This is a genomic window from Nocardia sp. NPDC005746 (assembly GCF_040630785.1).
Classification (GTDB): domain Bacteria; phylum Actinomycetota; class Actinomycetes; order Mycobacteriales; family Mycobacteriaceae; genus Nocardia.
The window spans coordinates 58,203-73,929 of record NZ_JBEXYE010000021.1 but is presented as its reverse complement, the minus strand read 5'-3'; the positions used below and the strand labels follow the sequence as shown (position 1 = coordinate 73,929).

11 protein-coding genes, 2 tRNA genes and 1 pseudogene are annotated in these 15,727 nt (G+C 68.7%); 7 read left to right on the top strand and 7 right to left on the bottom strand.

Features of this window, described 5'->3' with window-relative positions; translation table 11 throughout:
• Positions 1–45 precede the first annotated feature (45 nt).
• The 3 genes from ABZ412_RS30290 to ABZ412_RS30280 all read left to right on the top strand — a co-directional run bounded on the left by ABZ412_RS30290 (position 46) and on the right by ABZ412_RS30280 (position 2,038).
• Positions 46–119: transfer RNA gene (locus ABZ412_RS30290), tRNA-Met, on the top strand.
• 407 nt (positions 120–526) lie between these two features.
• Positions 527–600 (top strand) — tRNA-Met (locus ABZ412_RS30285).
• Positions 601–811: 211 nt separating this feature from the next.
• Complete coding sequence (locus ABZ412_RS30280; RefSeq protein WP_357286896.1) at positions 812–2,038, top strand: serine hydrolase domain-containing protein; 1,227 nt, start codon at positions 812–814, stop codon at positions 2,036–2,038.
• A 28-nt stretch (positions 2,039–2,066) separates the two neighbouring features.
• Here ABZ412_RS30280 and ABZ412_RS30275 read toward each other — a convergent pair whose 3' ends face one another.
• The 4 genes and pseudogenes from ABZ412_RS30275 to ABZ412_RS30260 all read right to left on the bottom strand — a co-directional run bounded on the left by ABZ412_RS30275 (position 2,067) and on the right by ABZ412_RS30260 (position 4,659).
• Positions 2,067–3,173 carry an FAD-dependent oxidoreductase gene (locus tag ABZ412_RS30275; protein WP_357286893.1) on the bottom strand — a complete coding sequence of 369 codons (1,107 nt, stop codon included), beginning with the start codon at positions 3,171–3,173 and terminating at the stop codon, positions 2,067–2,069.
• A gap of 43 nt (positions 3,174–3,216) precedes the next feature.
• Entirely contained in the window at positions 3,217–3,660 is a 444-nt protein-coding gene (locus ABZ412_RS30270) for a TetR/AcrR family transcriptional regulator (protein ID WP_357287009.1), read from the bottom strand.
• Between the two features lie 9 nt (positions 3,661–3,669).
• A pseudogene (locus tag ABZ412_RS30265) lies at positions 3,670–3,816 on the bottom strand (TetR family transcriptional regulator); the annotation flags it as partial.
• Positions 3,817–4,104: 288 nt separating this feature from the next.
• Positions 4,105–4,659: an anthrone oxygenase family protein gene (locus ABZ412_RS30260; protein ID WP_357286891.1), complete on the bottom strand. Its 555-nt coding sequence runs from the start codon at positions 4,657–4,659 to the stop codon at positions 4,105–4,107.
• Between the two features lie 267 nt (positions 4,660–4,926).
• On the opposite strand from ABZ412_RS30260, the gene ABZ412_RS30255 reads away from it, so the two are divergent.
• Positions 4,927–6,300 (top strand): cutinase family protein, encoded by a 1,374-nt coding sequence (locus ABZ412_RS30255; protein WP_357286888.1) that lies wholly within the window; start codon positions 4,927–4,929, stop codon positions 6,298–6,300.
• 26 nt (positions 6,301–6,326) lie between these two features.
• Here the strand turns inward: ABZ412_RS30255 and ABZ412_RS30250 are convergent, their stop codons facing one another.
• Both ABZ412_RS30250 and ABZ412_RS30245 read right to left on the bottom strand, forming a co-directional pair.
• The gene (locus ABZ412_RS30250; RefSeq protein WP_357287004.1) at positions 6,327–7,406 is read right to left on the bottom strand and encodes a HoxN/HupN/NixA family nickel/cobalt transporter; all 1,080 of its coding nucleotides are present in this window, start codon (positions 7,404–7,406) and stop codon (positions 6,327–6,329) included.
• Between the two features lie 159 nt (positions 7,407–7,565).
• Complete coding sequence (locus tag ABZ412_RS30245; protein WP_357286885.1) at positions 7,566–9,101, bottom strand: DUF4185 domain-containing protein; 1,536 nt, start codon at positions 9,099–9,101, stop codon at positions 7,566–7,568.
• A gap of 145 nt (positions 9,102–9,246) precedes the next feature.
• On the opposite strand from ABZ412_RS30245, the gene hrpB reads away from it, so the two are divergent.
• Positions 9,247–11,727, top strand: coding sequence for an ATP-dependent helicase HrpB (hrpB, locus tag ABZ412_RS30240; protein ID WP_357286882.1), 2,481 nt, complete (start codon positions 9,247–9,249; stop codon positions 11,725–11,727).
• Between the two features lie 245 nt (positions 11,728–11,972).
• A complete protein-coding gene (locus ABZ412_RS30235; protein WP_357286879.1) occupies positions 11,973–12,956 on the top strand; it encodes a zinc-binding dehydrogenase in 984 nt (327 codons plus the stop codon).
• On the opposite strand, the gene ABZ412_RS30230 is transcribed toward ABZ412_RS30235, so the two are convergent.
• Entirely contained in the window at positions 12,940–14,262 is a 1,323-nt protein-coding gene (locus tag ABZ412_RS30230) for a DUF2252 domain-containing protein (RefSeq protein ID WP_357286876.1), read from the bottom strand. The genes ABZ412_RS30235 and ABZ412_RS30230 overlap by 17 nt on opposite strands.
• 125 nt (positions 14,263–14,387) lie before the next feature.
• Between ABZ412_RS30230 and ABZ412_RS30225 the strand changes: the two genes are divergently transcribed.
• The gene (locus ABZ412_RS30225) at positions 14,388–15,701 is read left to right on the top strand and encodes a family 1 glycosylhydrolase (RefSeq protein WP_357286874.1); all 1,314 of its coding nucleotides are present in this window, start codon (positions 14,388–14,390) and stop codon (positions 15,699–15,701) included.
• Positions 15,702–15,727: the final 26 nt, after the last annotated feature.

Here is a 15,727-nt window from a genome sequence, read left to right as displayed (position 1 = left end):
GATTAGGCGCAGCCTCCGCCCCTGTGTACGGTTGTCATTACCCGACGCGGGGTGGAGCAGCTCGGTAGCTCGCTGGGCTCATAACCCAGAGGTCGCAGGTTCAAATCCTGTCCCCGCTACTACGAGAACGGCCCGGAACCTCCTGGTTCCGGGCCGTTCTCGCATCTGGCGCGGGCCATCCGGCCATCGGCCCGGCACACCATGATTCGGCTGATCATGAATTTCGCGGTCCGCGACAGGCTCTTGGGGCTGCCGTGTTCATATACCGACGGCCCAGTTCGAGTTGCCGGAACATGTACTGCGACAATCGTTTTCGAGCAGTGCACTCTTTTCGGAGTGTCCTCGATCGGGGTGTAACGATGCGCGGTGGCCTCACCTCCCTTCCCATCCACGGCAAACGCGACCGCCACAACCTCGACCGCAACAAGGACGGATTGACCTGCGGCCCCGGCGACGCCTGAAAACATCCCCTGATCAGCGGATTAGGTGTATCGCAGGCCCCCTGTGTACGGTTGTCTTCACCCGACGCGGGGTGGAGCAGCTCGGTAGCTCGCTGGGCTCATAACCCAGAGGTCGCAGGTTCAAATCCTGTCCCCGCTACTAACGAAGCGGCCCGGAACCTATTGGTTCCGGGCCGCTTTCGTATTGTCGGGGACCATCTGGCGACCAAGTCGACGGGACTGGTCCCCTACGGCCCCTACCTGCGGCCGGAGTAGAGGAGGGCGTGGCGGGCGTGCGGTAGCGCGGGTCTACGATCGGATCGAGGCGGGGGGTTCGCCGGGGCCCGCCTCAGCCGGCGACGGAGTGAGCCATGGTTCTCAGCGTCAAGGTGCCGCCCGATCTGATCTCGGGGGAGGTCGAGGAGGGGTTCGGGAAGGTTGCCGATGTCTTTCGCCGCACCATGTGCAGCGGGCGAGAGATCGGGGCGGCGGTTTCGGTGTATCGGGGTGGCGTGAAGGTCGTCGATCTGTGGGGTGGGTATCGAGACGGGGTCAGTGGGGCGCCGTGGGAGCGGGACACGATGGTTACGGTGTGCTCGACCTCGAAGGGGGTTTCGTCGCTGGCGGTCGCGGTGGCGGCGTCGCGGGGGCTGATCTCCTATGACACGAAGGTGGCGGAGTACTGGCCGGAGTTCGGCCAGGCGGGGAAGGGCTCGGTGACGGTGCGGGAGTTGTTGTCGCATCAGGCGGGGCTACCCGTTCTCGACCGGGCATTGACCCTGGCGGATCTGATTGATCCGGGGCGGTTGTCGGCGAAGATCGCGGCCCAGGCTCCGGCGTGGCCGGTGGGGGAGCGGCACGGGTATCACGCGGTTACGTTGGGCTGGTACGAATCCGAGTTGATACGGCATGCCGATCCTGACGGGAGGACGCTGGGGCGGTACTTCGCCGAGGAGGTAGCCGCGCCGCTGGGCCTCGATTTCCATATCGGGTTGCCGGATTCGGTGGATCGAGACCGGGTGGCGCGATTGCACGCCTGGTCGCGCTACGAGGCGATGCTGCACCTCAATACGATGCCGCCGCGGTTCGTGCTCGGGCTGCTCAATCCGCGCAGCCTGGCCGCGCGAGCGTTCACGACACCGGGTGTTCGGGAGTTCGACGATCTCAATCACGAGGAGACCCGCACCGTCGAGATGCCGGCCGCGAACGGAATCGGCACGGCCCGGGCTATTGCCGCTCTCTATGGGTGCGCGGCCACCGGCGGTGCGGAAATCGGTTTGGCGCCGGACATTCTCGATGCGCTGATCAACCCCGCCGCGCCGCCGGTCAAGGGTCTGCGCGACCAGGTTCTGTATTGCGATTCGCAGTTCTCGCTCGGCTTCATGAAGCCGTTTCCGACGTTCACTTTCGGATCGTCGGATCGGGCGTTCGGAACACCCGGCGCCGGAGGGTCGTTCGGGATGGCCGATCCGGACACCGGGATCGGATTCGCGTATGTGACCAACAGGTACGGATTTCACCTGTGGAGCGATCCGCGGGAGCTCGCGCTCCGGCAAGCCCTGTTCCGCGAGGTGCTGGGCGGCCGAAGTCAGAGCTGAGCTGGTTCGGGGTCGATCGACGCCGGCCTCACCGCGGCCGATGCGACGTGCCGGCGCCCGGCAGCCACGCGTAATTGGCTGTGCGAGAACCATACTTCGCGTAGCGGTTGATCGATTCCTTGCTGATCGCGGCCAGTCGCCCGGCGATAAAAAGCCGGCGTGGCGTGTCGTCGCGCCGGGAGGCTTGCACGAGGCCGTTGCGGCGGCCGAGGCTCAGTGCTTGGCCGGTGTAGCCCATCGAGAAGGGCTTCGGGGCGCGGCCCGTGATCAGTCGGGCCAAGGTCGAGGCCGCGTGTGCTCCTTGTGGAGTGGCTGTGGCACAGGCGAATCGAGCGTTCAGGACGGCCGCGCAGTCGCCGATCACGAAGATTCTCGGGTCGCTGACGCTGCGCAGGAAGTCGTCGACCACCGCACGGCCATCGGGAGTGACCCGCAAGCCGCTGCGGGCCGCGAGATCGGGTACCCCGGACACGATCGCCCACAGCGTGAGATCCGAACCGAGCACATCACCTGTCTCGAGTACGACGGCGTCGCCTGCCTTGCCCGCGCGCACCTCGGCGAACGTGCCCAGCACGAGCTCGATGCCCAGACGCTCGAGATCGGCGAGCACGCGTCGCTGCGCGACCGGGGACAGACTCGCGCCGATGGTGGCGCCCACGAGGCGTACTCGTAGATCCGGGTGGGCCGCGGCGATCTCGCTCGCGGTCTCGATGCCGGTCAGCCCGCCCCCGACTACGGTGACCGTGCTGCCTTCGGTCAACTCGCCCAACAGCTTTCGAGCCCGTTGCGCGCCTTCCCAGGTGCCTACGGGAACCGTGCCGGTCGGCGAGAGGACGGTACTGCCGACGGCCAGTAGCGCGTAGTCGAACGCGAGCTCCGGGGTGTCGCGCAGGGTGAGGACGCCGTCGCCGATCTTCTCCACCGAGTCGACGCGGATCCCGATCCCGTCGCGGAGCATTGCCCTCAAGGGCGTTGCGGCCGAGCCGGTTCCTGAGATCTGCTCGTGCAGCCGCACCCGTTCGACGAACTCCGCGCGAGGATTGACCACGGTGATCTGCGCATCGCGCACCCTTTTCGCCAGCCGATTCGCCGCGATCGTTCCCGCGTACCCGGCTCCCGCCACAACGATTTTCATACTTGCCTCCCCGATGCCGAACTACCGCACGCTTGTCGCGCGGTCAGCGCTGTCCCTCACTGGTTTCTTGCAATGCGAAGTCGATGACCTCGTACAACTGCTCGAGCGGTGATCCGCCGCTGGCCGCCTGGTTTCCCGTGGTCATCACGATGCCCAGGTAGGCGAAGTACACGACCCGCGCGCGTCGCGCCGCCTCCGCGTTGTTCAGCCCGGCCGCGCTGAGTACGTTCTCGATTTCGGAGACCAGCGCGAGTGCGAGGTCGGCGAAGATCGCCGACTCGTGAGTGCCGCGCACGATGATCGAACTGTATTCGCGTGAGAGCGCCGGGTCCTGCGCGAAGTAGCCGATGAACGGCTCGAACAACGCCATGATGGCCTTGCGCGGGGTCTCCGGCAGGTCGCCGCGTTCGCCGCGAGTGCGGTGCACGGCCGCGATCCAGTCGTCGAATACCGCGACCAGCAGTGCGTCCTTGTCTCCGACCGCCATCACCGATCCCGTGCTGACCTCGGCGTCAGTGGCGATCTGCCGGATGGTCGTCGAAGCGAAACCCTGTGTGCGGAAAAGCTTTTCAGCCGCTGCGAGCACTTTTCGCCGCGTCGCGTCGCGCGCCTCGGCGCGAGAGTGAACACGTTCAGTGAACATGTTCAGTAGAGTGCCTCACTTTTCACCGATGGTCAAGCGATTGGCCAATGCCTTGGTTCGGCTCGGGTGGCGGGGAGTAGCCGCGGTTCGCGCTGTCGTTGCCGGCCCATTCGGAGGGGCGGCCTGGGCGGTGGTGGGCAGGGCGGTGGCGCCGGCGGCGATGGCCAGGGCGGCGGCTGCGGGGCGGAGGTTCATGGGATTCCTCGGGTGTGAGCGGAGTGACCCAACGGTCGCGCCGCTCATCGATGAGATCCCAATAAAGGCGCTAATCGCCTGGTGGAAGCGAGATCACCTGGTCAGGCGACCGTGCTGGACCAGTGCCCAGGCGAGGGTGGCCAGGGCCCCGGTATTGGCCAGGGCGCGGACGATGTTCCATGTCAGCCACGGGGTTTCGAAGTCCTTGCGCAGGGCGGCGTAGTCGGCGAGGCCGGGGGCTGCGTCGGTGGCGGTGGCCAGGTTGTTGTTCAGAGGGACGTTGAAGCCGGAGGTGATGATCAGGCTCAGCAGGTTGAGCGCGACGGCGACGGCGATCCAGATCAGTACCGGGCGCAGGTCCGAACGCAGGTAGAACACCCCGGCCAGCACCGAGAAGCCCAGTGAGCCGAGGAAGCTGAGCATGAACACCGGGTTCACGATCACCACGTTGATCCTGTTCATCACCTCGACGTACGTCTTGTCGTCGAACTTGCCCAGCCCGATCATGACCGAGCAGGCGTAGGCGTAGAACACGCCCGCCAGGAGCCCGGTCGTCACCGTGGCGGCGATCAGGGAGATGACCCCGAAGGTCGGGGGCGCGTGCGGCGGGTCGAGGACTTCGTCGGCCAGTAATGTGCTGTGCTGCATGTCGTTTCACTTCCTGGGAGATTCGGGTTCGACTCAGTTTCGGGCGATCCGGTGATTCGATCAACGGCGATTCGCGCATGGCCGGATCAGCCCGCGTGATTGATAGCGATTCGGCATGGCGGAAATTGCCAACCAACTGAAACGCCGATGTGTCTGAAAACCCTGCGAAATCGCCGCCGAGCGGCGAGAATTAGCTATGACTGTGCTGCGGATCTGTCCTTCGCGGCTCGGGAACGGGACCCCTTCGGCGGCAGAGGAATCGGAACGATGAGCAGGCTGGCGACCTCGTGCGCGGTGATCTTGGTTACCGCGGCCGTCACGGTCGGGACCCCGGGTATCGGCGCGGCGCGGGCGGAAACGCCTGGCCCGGAGCCGTGCACCCGCTACACCGCGATTCTCGCGCCGGGCACCTGGGAGACCAATCCCGACGCCGATCCGACCGTCCCTGTCGGCCTGCTCCGGCCGATCGGCGACGGCCTGCAACGGCAGTTCGGATCCGACATCACCGTCCTCTACGCCCCCTATGCCGCAAGCGCTTTCGACCAGGGCCTGACCTACGCGCAGTCGCTGAGCACCCTCGAGGCCCGATTGCGCGAGATGGTGAGCGGTCTGTGCACGAAGACCCGTGTCATGCTCGCCGGGTACAGCCAGGGCGCGGACGGCGTCGGCGACTTCGCGACCGAGATCGGCAATGGCGAGGGCCCGATCGCCGCCGACCGGGTGGTGGGCGTCGGCCTGGTGGCGGACCCGCACCGCGACCCGAGAACCGCTCTCCCGCTGGGGACTCCGCAGCCGGGCCACGGCATCGCCGGCATCCGGACCCAGGATTTCGGGGCGCTGACCGACCGCGTGCGCACCATGTGCGCCGATGGTGACCTGTACTGCTCGCTCAATGCCGCGGGGTCGCCGTTCCTTTCGGCGCTCGGCCAGGTGGTGTCCGGTAACCCCGACGCCATCGCGGCCGTGATCCCGCCCGGCATCGATCCGGGCCCGGTCTTCGCGCAGGCGATCAAGGTGGGCGCGGGCTGGTCGGCGACCGCGGCGAACATCCCCGCCATCCTCGCCAAACTCACCGGGCTGCAGGATCTGATCGAGGCGGGCAACATCCCCGCCGCGCATCAGATCGCGAAGGACCTCAATACCGCGCTGGGCCCGCTCGTCCAGGCCGCGGCCGGGGTGGACCTGCCGTTGGTCGCCTCGGTGATCCGGGCGGCCGGCGGTGTCGACCCGACCGGTTGGACCGCCGCGACAAGTGTTCTGGCCGACGCGCTGACCCAGATCGACATCGTGGGCATCGCCACGAATCTGGGCCGCGTCGAGGACAGCCTGTGGCGCGCGGCCGATGCCCTCGCCCACGACAACGCGCTGGCCGCCGCGGCCGAACTGGTGACCCTCACCCCCGCCGGCCTCGATCTGGCGGGCTCGGTGCTCGGCCCGTTCACCTCCGCCATCCGCAGCGACCTCCGCGCCGCCGCGCGCACCTTGATCAGCCTCGGCGATCCGGACAGCGTCAACAACCTGATGGAAATGACGCGTCAGGGCGTCGACCTGGCCAACTTCTACGCCTCCAAGGCCCACGTCGACTACGGCGACGACACCGAACTGCTGCTGGATTTCCTGGGCTCCCAGGCGGGTTCCTAGCGCCTCGCCGGATTGCGGCCGATGGATCAGTCGAGAGTGTCCGCGCGCGGCTGTAATCCGGCCGCCCACTTCTCCTCGATCCGGCCGTACCGCCAGGTGAGCAGGGCGGCGGCCCAGGTGACGACGAACAGTCCGACGATCAGGAATCCGATGAGATTCAGGTCGAGCCCGCTGATCGTGTCCCACGGTCCGCCGGTCCAGCCGAACTCCTCGGCCAGCAGACCGAGCAGTTCGATCGTGCCGATGATGAGCGCGACCGCGATCGACAGCGACGTGATGGTCAGGTTGTAGTAGATCTTGCGCACCGGGTTCGCGAACGCCCACCCGTAGGCGAAGTTCATGAAGGTCCCGTCGATGGTGTCGAGCAGGCTCATGCCGGCCGCGAACAGCACCGGCAGGCACAGGATGGCGTACCAGGGCAGTCCCGCCGCCGCGCTGGTCCCGGCCAGCACCAGCAGCGCGACCTCGGTGGCGGTGTCGAATCCGAGGCCGAACAGCAGCCCGATCGGGTACATCTGCCACGGCTTGGTCACCGATCTCATGATCGGCCCGAGCAGCCGATTCACCAGACCGCGTTGCGCCAGCTGGGCTTCCAGCTCGGCCTCGTCGAAGTCCCCGCTCCGCATCCGCCGGAACACCCGCAGAATGCCGACCAGCACAACGATGTTCAGCAGCGCGATGATGTAGAGGAAGGTCCCCGACACCGTGGTGCCGATCAGCCCGGTGTAGCGGTGCAGCGCCGAGGAGTCGTCCTCCACCGGCCCCGCGATCGCCTTGACCCCGAGCGACAGCAGCAGCGCCAGCCCGAACACCACCGACGAATGCCCCAGCGAGAAGAAGAATCCCACCGACAGCGGCCGCTTCCCCTCGCCCATGAGCTTGCGCGTGGTGTTGTCGATGGCCGCGATGTGGTCGGCGTCGAACGCGTGCCGCAACCCCAGCGTGTACGCGGTCAGCCCGACTCCGATCCCGAGCGTCCGGTCCCCGACGCTCAGCTGCTGCGGCGCGACGAACGCCACCAGCGTCACCCATCCCACGATGTGCAGCGCCACGATGACCCCGGCCATCGCCCCGAGCCGCACCCACTCCTGCCGAGTCACCCGCATGGATCTCACGTCACACACCTCTCCACGACCACCCATGGTGCCCGACGACGTCAAAGGTTCCCCGACCGGCGTGATCGACCGTCCGCACCACGGCGTGATCGCGCATGGATTCGATCGGTCCGGGCCCGCGCGGGGTGGACCGGATACAAAACAGCTGCGCTACTTCAGTTTCGCGTGCATGAGGTAGACGTTGTAGCTGTTCCACGCGGAGATCGTGAAATACAGGTCCTGGGCGGTGGACCAGGGGTGGATGAACCCGCCGTAGGCGGTCGGGTAGTCCTCGGTATTGATCAGCGCGACCGGTTCGGTCCACGTGCCCTGAGGGTCGGCGGCGGTGCGCAGCACGATCTGCCCGCGCACGGTGTCCAGGTACACCATCCGCCAGCGGTTCGACTCGGCGTCGAAGTGGACCGACAGCTCACTGGCCGTGCCGGTGATCAGGGGCGTGGCGAGCATTTCGTTGGCGCCGTCGGCGGGAACCCAGGCGTCCTTGACCCAGTACTGGTACGCGGACTTGTTGAGCACCTGATCCGCGGGCACCCGGGCGAGCCCGATGGTGCCCAGCCGGCCGTTGGGCGTGCCGAACATGTAGACGAAGTCGCCGTGCGGCACCATCGTCGCGACCTGGAAGCGCCCGACGCCGAACAGGTTGTCCCAGCGTGCCCATTGGGATTTGGTCCAGGTGCGGCCGTGGTCGTCCGACCAGGCGATGCCGCCGAGGTTGGTCCACCACATGCCGGGGATCTTGGACCAGCGATTGACCGACATGTAGGTCAGGTACTGGCGATCGCCGACGGCGAAGCCGGAGGTGGGGATGGTCGTGGTCTCGTAGTTCTTGACCTTGCGGCTGTCCAGGATCTCGGTGGCGTGGCAGCGGGTGTTCTGCACGAAGTCGTCGAGGACCAGGCCCTGCGACAGATCACGGGTGCTGCTGTAGGCGATCACATTGCTGCGCCAGTCCTGCGTGTCGGTGCCCGCGCCGCCGGGCTTCCAGCCCTTGCCGAAGGTGTCACCGAACACGACCGCGACCTGGCCGGGCTTGCTCTCCCACATCAGCCCGAGGTCGGTGCCGTCGACCGACCAGCGGGTGTCGGTGCGGTTGACCGACCCGCGCCCGGTCACCTGATTGACCAGCTCCACCGAATCCACCTGTGGCGCGGCCACCGCGGCGGCCGCGGGCGCGGGCACCGACGGCTGGACGGCCGGGGTGGGCGCGGGCTGCGGCTCGGGCGGTTCACCGCCGGGCACCACGATCGGGATGGGTTCGGGATCGGGGGCGACCTCGATCTGCGGCAGCGACGCGCTGCCGCCGCCCGGCGGGGCCGGGGTCGGGGCCTCGGTGTCGCGGACGTCCGGGCACGGGCTGGCGCACGGGTCCTCGGGCAACGCGACATCCACCCGGTTGGCGTCCGGCGTCGGCGCGTACTGGCTGACCGTCACGATCTGCGGCACCGGGATGGGCACCTTGATGGTCAGCGGCGGCTGCGAGGTCGATCCGCTCGGGTCGGCCTGCCGGTTGACCGGGTCGAATCCCGTTTCTCCACAGCTGTTCACGGGCGCGGGCGCCCACGGGTGCGGCGCGGCGGCGGCGGGGGTCGCGGGCAGCAGTATCGCGCCCAGCGTGACCACGGCCGACAGCGACAGCGCCGCAGGGATTTCGGCATGGCTCGAGCGACGGCGGGATCGAATTCCCATGGGGTAGGCGGCTCCTCGTTCGCGATCGACCCGCCCACCTTAGACCGATCTTGTCGCAGGGTGAACCACCGTGAACCGGTCGCGAGATCCGTCGCGTGTGAGGTGGTCGCGGCGCGATCCGGCCCACGCGGCAGACTGAACGGTAATGAAACTGCCCGATCTCCCCGACCTCCCCGTGCGCGCCGCGCTCGGCGAGATCACCGACACGCTGGCCGAGCACGGCACCGCCGTCCTGGTCGCCCCGCCGGGCACCGGTAAGACGACGCTGGTCCCGCTGGCCCTGGCCGCCGCCACCGCCGGCCGCGTGGTGGTGGCGGAGCCGCGGCGACTGGCCGCGCGCGCCGCCGCCGCGCGTATGGCCGCGTTACTGGGGGAGCGGGTCGGGGAGACCGCCGGATACTCGGTGCGTGGCGACCGCAAGGTCGGACCCCGCACCCGCATCGAGGTGGTGACCTCGGGACTGCTGGTGCGGCGCTTGCAGAAGGACCCCGAACTCGATGGAGTCGACGTGGTCGTCCTCGACGAATGCCACGAGCGACACCTGGACGCGGACCTGCTGCTGGCCCTGCTCCTCGACGCCCGCGCCGGACTGCGCCCCGACCTGCGGGTGCTGGCCACCTCCGCGACCGTTGCGGCGGATCGCCTTTCGGTCCTGCTGGGTGGTGAGTCGGAACCGTCGGCCCCCGTGCTGGAGGTGCACGGTCGCACCTACCCGGTCGAATTCGATTACGTGCCACCGCTGCCCCGCGAACGCATCGAGCAGCAGGTGGCCCGCACGACCCGCCTGGCCCTCACCGACAGCCCCGGCGATGTCCTGGTCTTCCTCCCCGGCGCGGGCGAGATCCGCCGCACCGCCGCCCTGCTCTCCGACCTGCCCGACGTCGACGTCGTCCCGCTGCACGGCAGACTGCCCGCCGCCGCGCAGGATTCCGCCCTGCGCCCGGGCGCCCGCCGTCGAGTCGTCCTCTCCACCGCGGTGGCCGAGTCCAGCCTCACCGTCCCCGGCGTCCGCACCGTGGTCGACTCCGGACTGGCCCGAGTCCCCCGCATCGACCACCGCCGCGGCCTGTCCGGCCTTGCCACCGTCCGCGTTTCGGCCGCCGTCGCCGAACAACGCGCGGGCCGCGCGGGCCGAGAAGGCCCCGGCCGCGCCTGGCGCTGCTGGCCCGAATACGAGCACACCACCCTCCCCGGCTACCCCGAGCCGGAGATCCGCACCGCCGACCTGACCCGGCTGGCGCTGGAACTGGCCTGCTGGGGCACCGTCGACGGCCAGGGCCTGGCCTGGTGGGACGCACCCCCCACCGGCGGCCTCGCCGCGGGTCGCGCGGTCCTGCGTGCCCTCGACGCCGTGGACGACCATGGCGCGGTGACGGATCGAGGCCGCCGCATGGCAGCGGTCGGCCTCCACCCCCGATTGGCCAGAGCCCTTCTCGACGGCGCGACCGAGGTCGGAGCCCGCGCGGCCGCCGAGGTGGTGGCCCTCCTCGACGACGACGCACTGGCCCCCGGCGTGGATCTGGTCGCCGCCCTGCGCGCCCTGCGCGGCGATCGCCCGGCCCGCTGGCAGCAGGAGGCGCAACGTCTGGCGCGCCTCGTCGGCGACGACATCGACAGTGGTCGGAGGTCCACACCCCGTTCGGGTGGCGATGATCCGGCTCTGGTCGCGGCACTGGCCTATCCGGAGCGACTCGCTCGTCGTCGCGCTTCCGGGTCGGCCAGTTATCTGATGGCGGGTGGGACCGCGGTGACCCTGCCGCCCGGAAGCGGATTGGGCGATGCCGAATGGTTGGCGATCGCGGTGGCGGGGCGAGATCCCGGGCAATCCGAGGGGCGAATCCGATTGGCGGCCAAGGCCGATGAGGAACTGGCCCGCCGAGCTGCCGCCAATCTGCTCACCACCGTGGACGAGGTCGACTGGGTCGATGGTGATCTGGTGGCTCGCCGAGTGCGCCGGTTGGGCGCGATCGTGTTGTCGGAGCAGCCTCTGCGCGATCCGAGCCCGGAACTGGTCGCGGCTGCGCTGCGGCGGGGATTGCGCGCCACCGGCCTCGACCTGTTGCGCTGGACCGATGATGCCCGGAGCCTGCGGCAGCGCCTGGACTTCCTGCACCGCACGCTGGGCGCGCCGTGGCCAGCCGTCGACGACGACACGCTGCTCGCGGACATCGAAACCTGGCTCGCCCCTGAACTTTCCACCGCCCGCCGCCGCGCCGACCTGGAGCGCGTGGACGCCGGTCAAGCCCTCCGCCGCCTGCTGCCCTGGCCCGAGGCCGCCCGGCTCGACGAACTCGCCCCCGAACGCCTGGAGGTGCCCTCCGGCAGCAACGTCCGCCTCGACTATTCCACCGACCCACCGGTCCTCGCCGTCAAGGTCCAGGAGATCTTCGGCTGGACGGAGACGCCGCGCCTGGCCGACGGCCGCGTGTCGCCTGTCCTGCACCTACTCTCCCCGGCCCGGCGCCCGGTGGCGGTCACCGCCGACCTGCCGTCCTTCTGGCGCGCCGGCTGGCTCCAGGTCCGCGCCGACCTGCGCGGCCGCTACCCGAAGCACGCCTGGCCCGAGGACCCCACCACCGTCGTCGCCCACCGCGGCACCGCCCGCAACTCCAACCGGCCGGGATAGGCCGGGTTGGAGGCCACCTCCGCCGCACGCCGGGAACCTCGGTGAATCCGAGACATGTACGGCCACAACCCACTACGACCGCGGTATGAGGCGAGTAGGCAGCGCCGAAGACGACCGGTGGCCGACAGGGGACACCCGCGCGGCCTGCGGAATAGTCGGCGCGTCGCGCATGCTGCACTCGTGCGTCCGGGTTCGGGCGATGTGGCGACGCGTCTGGTGAGCAGGCGGAGAGGGAGTGTGGCGGTATGCGCGCGATTCGATTCGACGAGTACGGCGGGCCCGAGGTGCTGCGGTCGGTGCAGCTGGAAGTGCCGGAGCCGGGCGCGGGGGAGGTGTCCATCGAGGTGGCGTACGTCGGGGTGAATTTCGCTGACTTGCAGGCTCGTTCGGTGGGGTATCGGGTTCCGGCGTTGCCGTATGTGCCGGGGCTGGAGCTGTCCGGTCGGGTGCGGGCGGTCGGCGCGGGCGTCGAGGGGCTGAGCGTGGGGCAGGCGGTGGCCGCGATCTCGGACGGTGGCGCGTATGCCGAGGTCGTCGTCGTCTCCGCGACGACAGTCTTCCCGGTGCCCGACGGTGTCGATTTACGCACTGCCGCAACGCTTCCCACGGTGCTTCCGACCGGTTACGCGCTGCTGCACACGGTCGGCCGCCTGCAACCGGGCGAGACCGTGCTGGTGCAGGCCGCTGCCGGTGGCGTCGGCACGGTGGCCGCGCAGATCGCCAAGCTGGCGGGTGCGGGCGCGGTGTACGGCGTGGTCTCCAGCCCGGCCAAGGCCGAGTACGCGCGCGAATACGGTTATGACGATGCGTTCCTGAACGAATCGTTCGATGCCGACGTGCGCGCCGCCACCGGTGGCCGCGGGGTGGACCTGGCGTTGGAGTCGATCGGCGGTGACACCTTCCGCCGTACCTTGGAGTCGCTGGCCCGCTTCGGCCGCCTGGTCTCATTCGGCAATGCCGGTGGCGGGGCCCCGTGGCAGGTCGGTGCGCCCGAACTGTTCCCGCAGGGCCGTTCCGTCGCCGGATTCTCCATCCTGGGCCTGAGCGGCTCGGCTCCGGAGGTGTTGCGCGAGATCTCCGCTCACGCCTTCGACCTGGCCACCTCCGGCAAGGTGCGTTTGCCGATCACCGCCGAGTTCCCGCTCGCCGAAGCGGCCGACGCGCATCGGCTGATGGCGGGCCGCTCCTCGACGGGCAAACTGGTCCTGGCGGTCAACGCCCAGTTGTGATCCGCCCGGATTCGATTGCGGTGAGCAGGGATTCGTGGTCGGCGTCGGTCTGGTCGGCGTAGGCCAGCGCGAATTCGCCCATGGCCCGATCGAAGGTGTCCTTGCCGCCCAGGTAGGCCGCGATGGCCGTCCGGTCGCCGGACCGGGCGTGCCCGCGGGCCAGGGTGTGGCCGCACAGGGCGGCGTACTCGCGCAACTGGGCGGGTGACATGTCGTCGATGCTCAAGGAGCCCTTCATGTCTCGCAACTGCCGCCAGTAGTAGAAGCGTCCGTCGGGGCCGGTGGCCCAGCCGAGGAAGATGTCGCCGGCCGATTGGGAGAGCCGCTGCCCGTGTACGACGCGGTGGCCCTGATGGAGGAACTGGCTGTGGCTCAGGTGTGCTGACAGCACCGAGGGCTCGGCCTGCTTCACCTGGAGGAACAGCGGGTCGCCGGTGTTGCGGCCGGTCAACAGCGCGATGTAGCAGCGGGTGCCGACGCTGCCGACGCCCACGACCTTCATGGCGATGTCGCGGAGTTCGTAGCGGTCCAGCAGGATGCGGCGCTCCTCGGGCAGCGTGTCCCGGTAGTCCGTCAGCACCGAAAGCAGTTGCTTCTGTGCCTTTTTCGGAACGGGCAGCAGCAGCGGCGGGTCGGCCTTGATGCGCGGTGCGCCGTCGGGTCCGAGTTCGGTGAGCTTGTCCAGCGCGTGCAGGCTGGTCCGTGTCCGCGCCCGGCTGATCACCTTGGCGGTCAGCTTGCGGTGTTTCGGCCGCATCAGGGCGGCGACCTTGTCGGCGTCGACCATCTCGTACCAGACGTCGGTCTCGCCGAGCTCGGCCAGCCGGTTCATGGCCTCGCGATAGGCCCGCGCCGCCGAGACCGCGGCCTCGCCGGCCTCTTCGTCGTCGCTGCCATTGGCCCGTGCCGCCACCGCCACGCTGGCCGCGAGCCGCTTCACATCCCATTCGAAGGGGCCGGGCAGCGTCTCGTCGAAGTCGTTGACGTCGAACACGAGTGACCGTTCCGGCGAGGCGAACAGCCCGAAGTTGGACAGGTGGGCGTCACCGCACAGCTGCACGTGCAGGCCGGTGTTCGCGCCGCTCGCCAGATCCCCGGCCATGATGGCGGGCGCGCCCCGGAAGAACGGGAGCCGTCCGGCCGCCATCCGCTCGTACCGGATCCCCATCAGTTCGGGCAGCCGCGTGGCGGCCTGCCGCTCCAGCACCGCCACCGGATCCGGCCGATCCACCGCGGCTTTCCACTCACCCAGCGACCGCCGCGGCACCCGCTTGCGCACCGCCCGCCCCGCCTTCGATCTCGACATGGGCTGACTCTAATGGATTGTGCCAAACCACTATCGACCCGCTGCGCGCTCGAAACAATGCGCAGCTATCCAGGAGTGAGTAGCCGCATTCACTCGTTTCGAGTACTGGTCCCGGGGAAGTGCTCATGCGCACTCGATTTCGCTGTCTCGTCGCGTCCGCCCTCGTCACGGCCGCCGCACTACTCCTGGTCCCCGGCGTGTCCGGTACCGCGTCGGAGGAACGCGCCGGGGTGCTGGGGGACGATTTCCTCTGGGGAGTGGCGGCGTCCGGATTCCAATCCGAGGGTCAGTCACCCGACAGCAATTGGACGCGCTATATCGACGCCGATCCGGGCTGGGATCGCCTCGGCGGTTCCGTCGATTTCCGCACCCGCTACCGGTCCGACATCGCCCTGGCCAAGAGCCTCGGCGTCAAGGTCTTCCGTATCGGGATCGAATGGGCTCGACTGGAACCCCAACCGGGCGTGTGGGATTCGTCGGCCTTCGCCTACTACGACGATGTGATCGGGGCCATCGTCGCCGCCGGTATGCGTCCGATGTTGACGCTGGACCATTGGGTGTATCCCGGCTGGGCGGCCGACCGCGGCGGCTGGCGCGATCCCGGCATGGTCTCGGACTGGCTCGCCAACATGCGTAAGGTGGTCGACCGTTACGCCGCCCGCAACCCGGTCTGGGTGACCATCAACGAGCCGATCGCGTATATCATGCACGAGGTCCGCCAGAACGGAACCGACGCCGATCAGATGCTCGACAGCGTGGCGCAGGCGCACGACGCCATCTACGACTACATCCACCAGATCCAGCCGAACGCGCTCGTGACCAGCAATGTCGGCTATGTCGCCGGGGCGGAGTCGCAGGTCAACGGACCCCTGATGGACCGGATCGGCGACCGGCTCGACGTCATCGGCGTCGACTACTACTTCGGCTACGAACCGCCGGATCTCGCCGCCGCGAACGCACCCTCGGGCATGTGGGATCTCCCCGTCCGTCCCGAGGGCATCTACTTTGCGCTGCAGCACTATTCACAGCGTTTTCCAGGTAGGCCGCTGTGGATCGTGGAGAACGGCATGCCGACCGAGAACGCTCGACCCCGCGCGGACGGCTACACCCGCTCGGATCACCTCCGCGACACCGTCTACTGGCTCCAGCGTGCGAGATCCGATGGCATGAACCTCATCGGCTACAACTACTGGAGCCTGACCGACAACTACGAATGGAGCTCCTACACACCGAGATTCGGTCTCTACACGGTGAACGTGCGCACTGATCCGGCCCTGACCCGAATCCCCACGGACGCGGTCGTCACCTACCGCGCCATCATCGCGCACGACGGGGTCTCCGCCGACTACCTGCCCCTGCGTCCAGTCGCCGACTGTCGCCTGATCGATCCACCCGCCAGCTGCGCCACCCCGGTCGCCGCACCTCGAGCCGATGGCTGACCATCGGCTCGACGCACAGCGAGAAC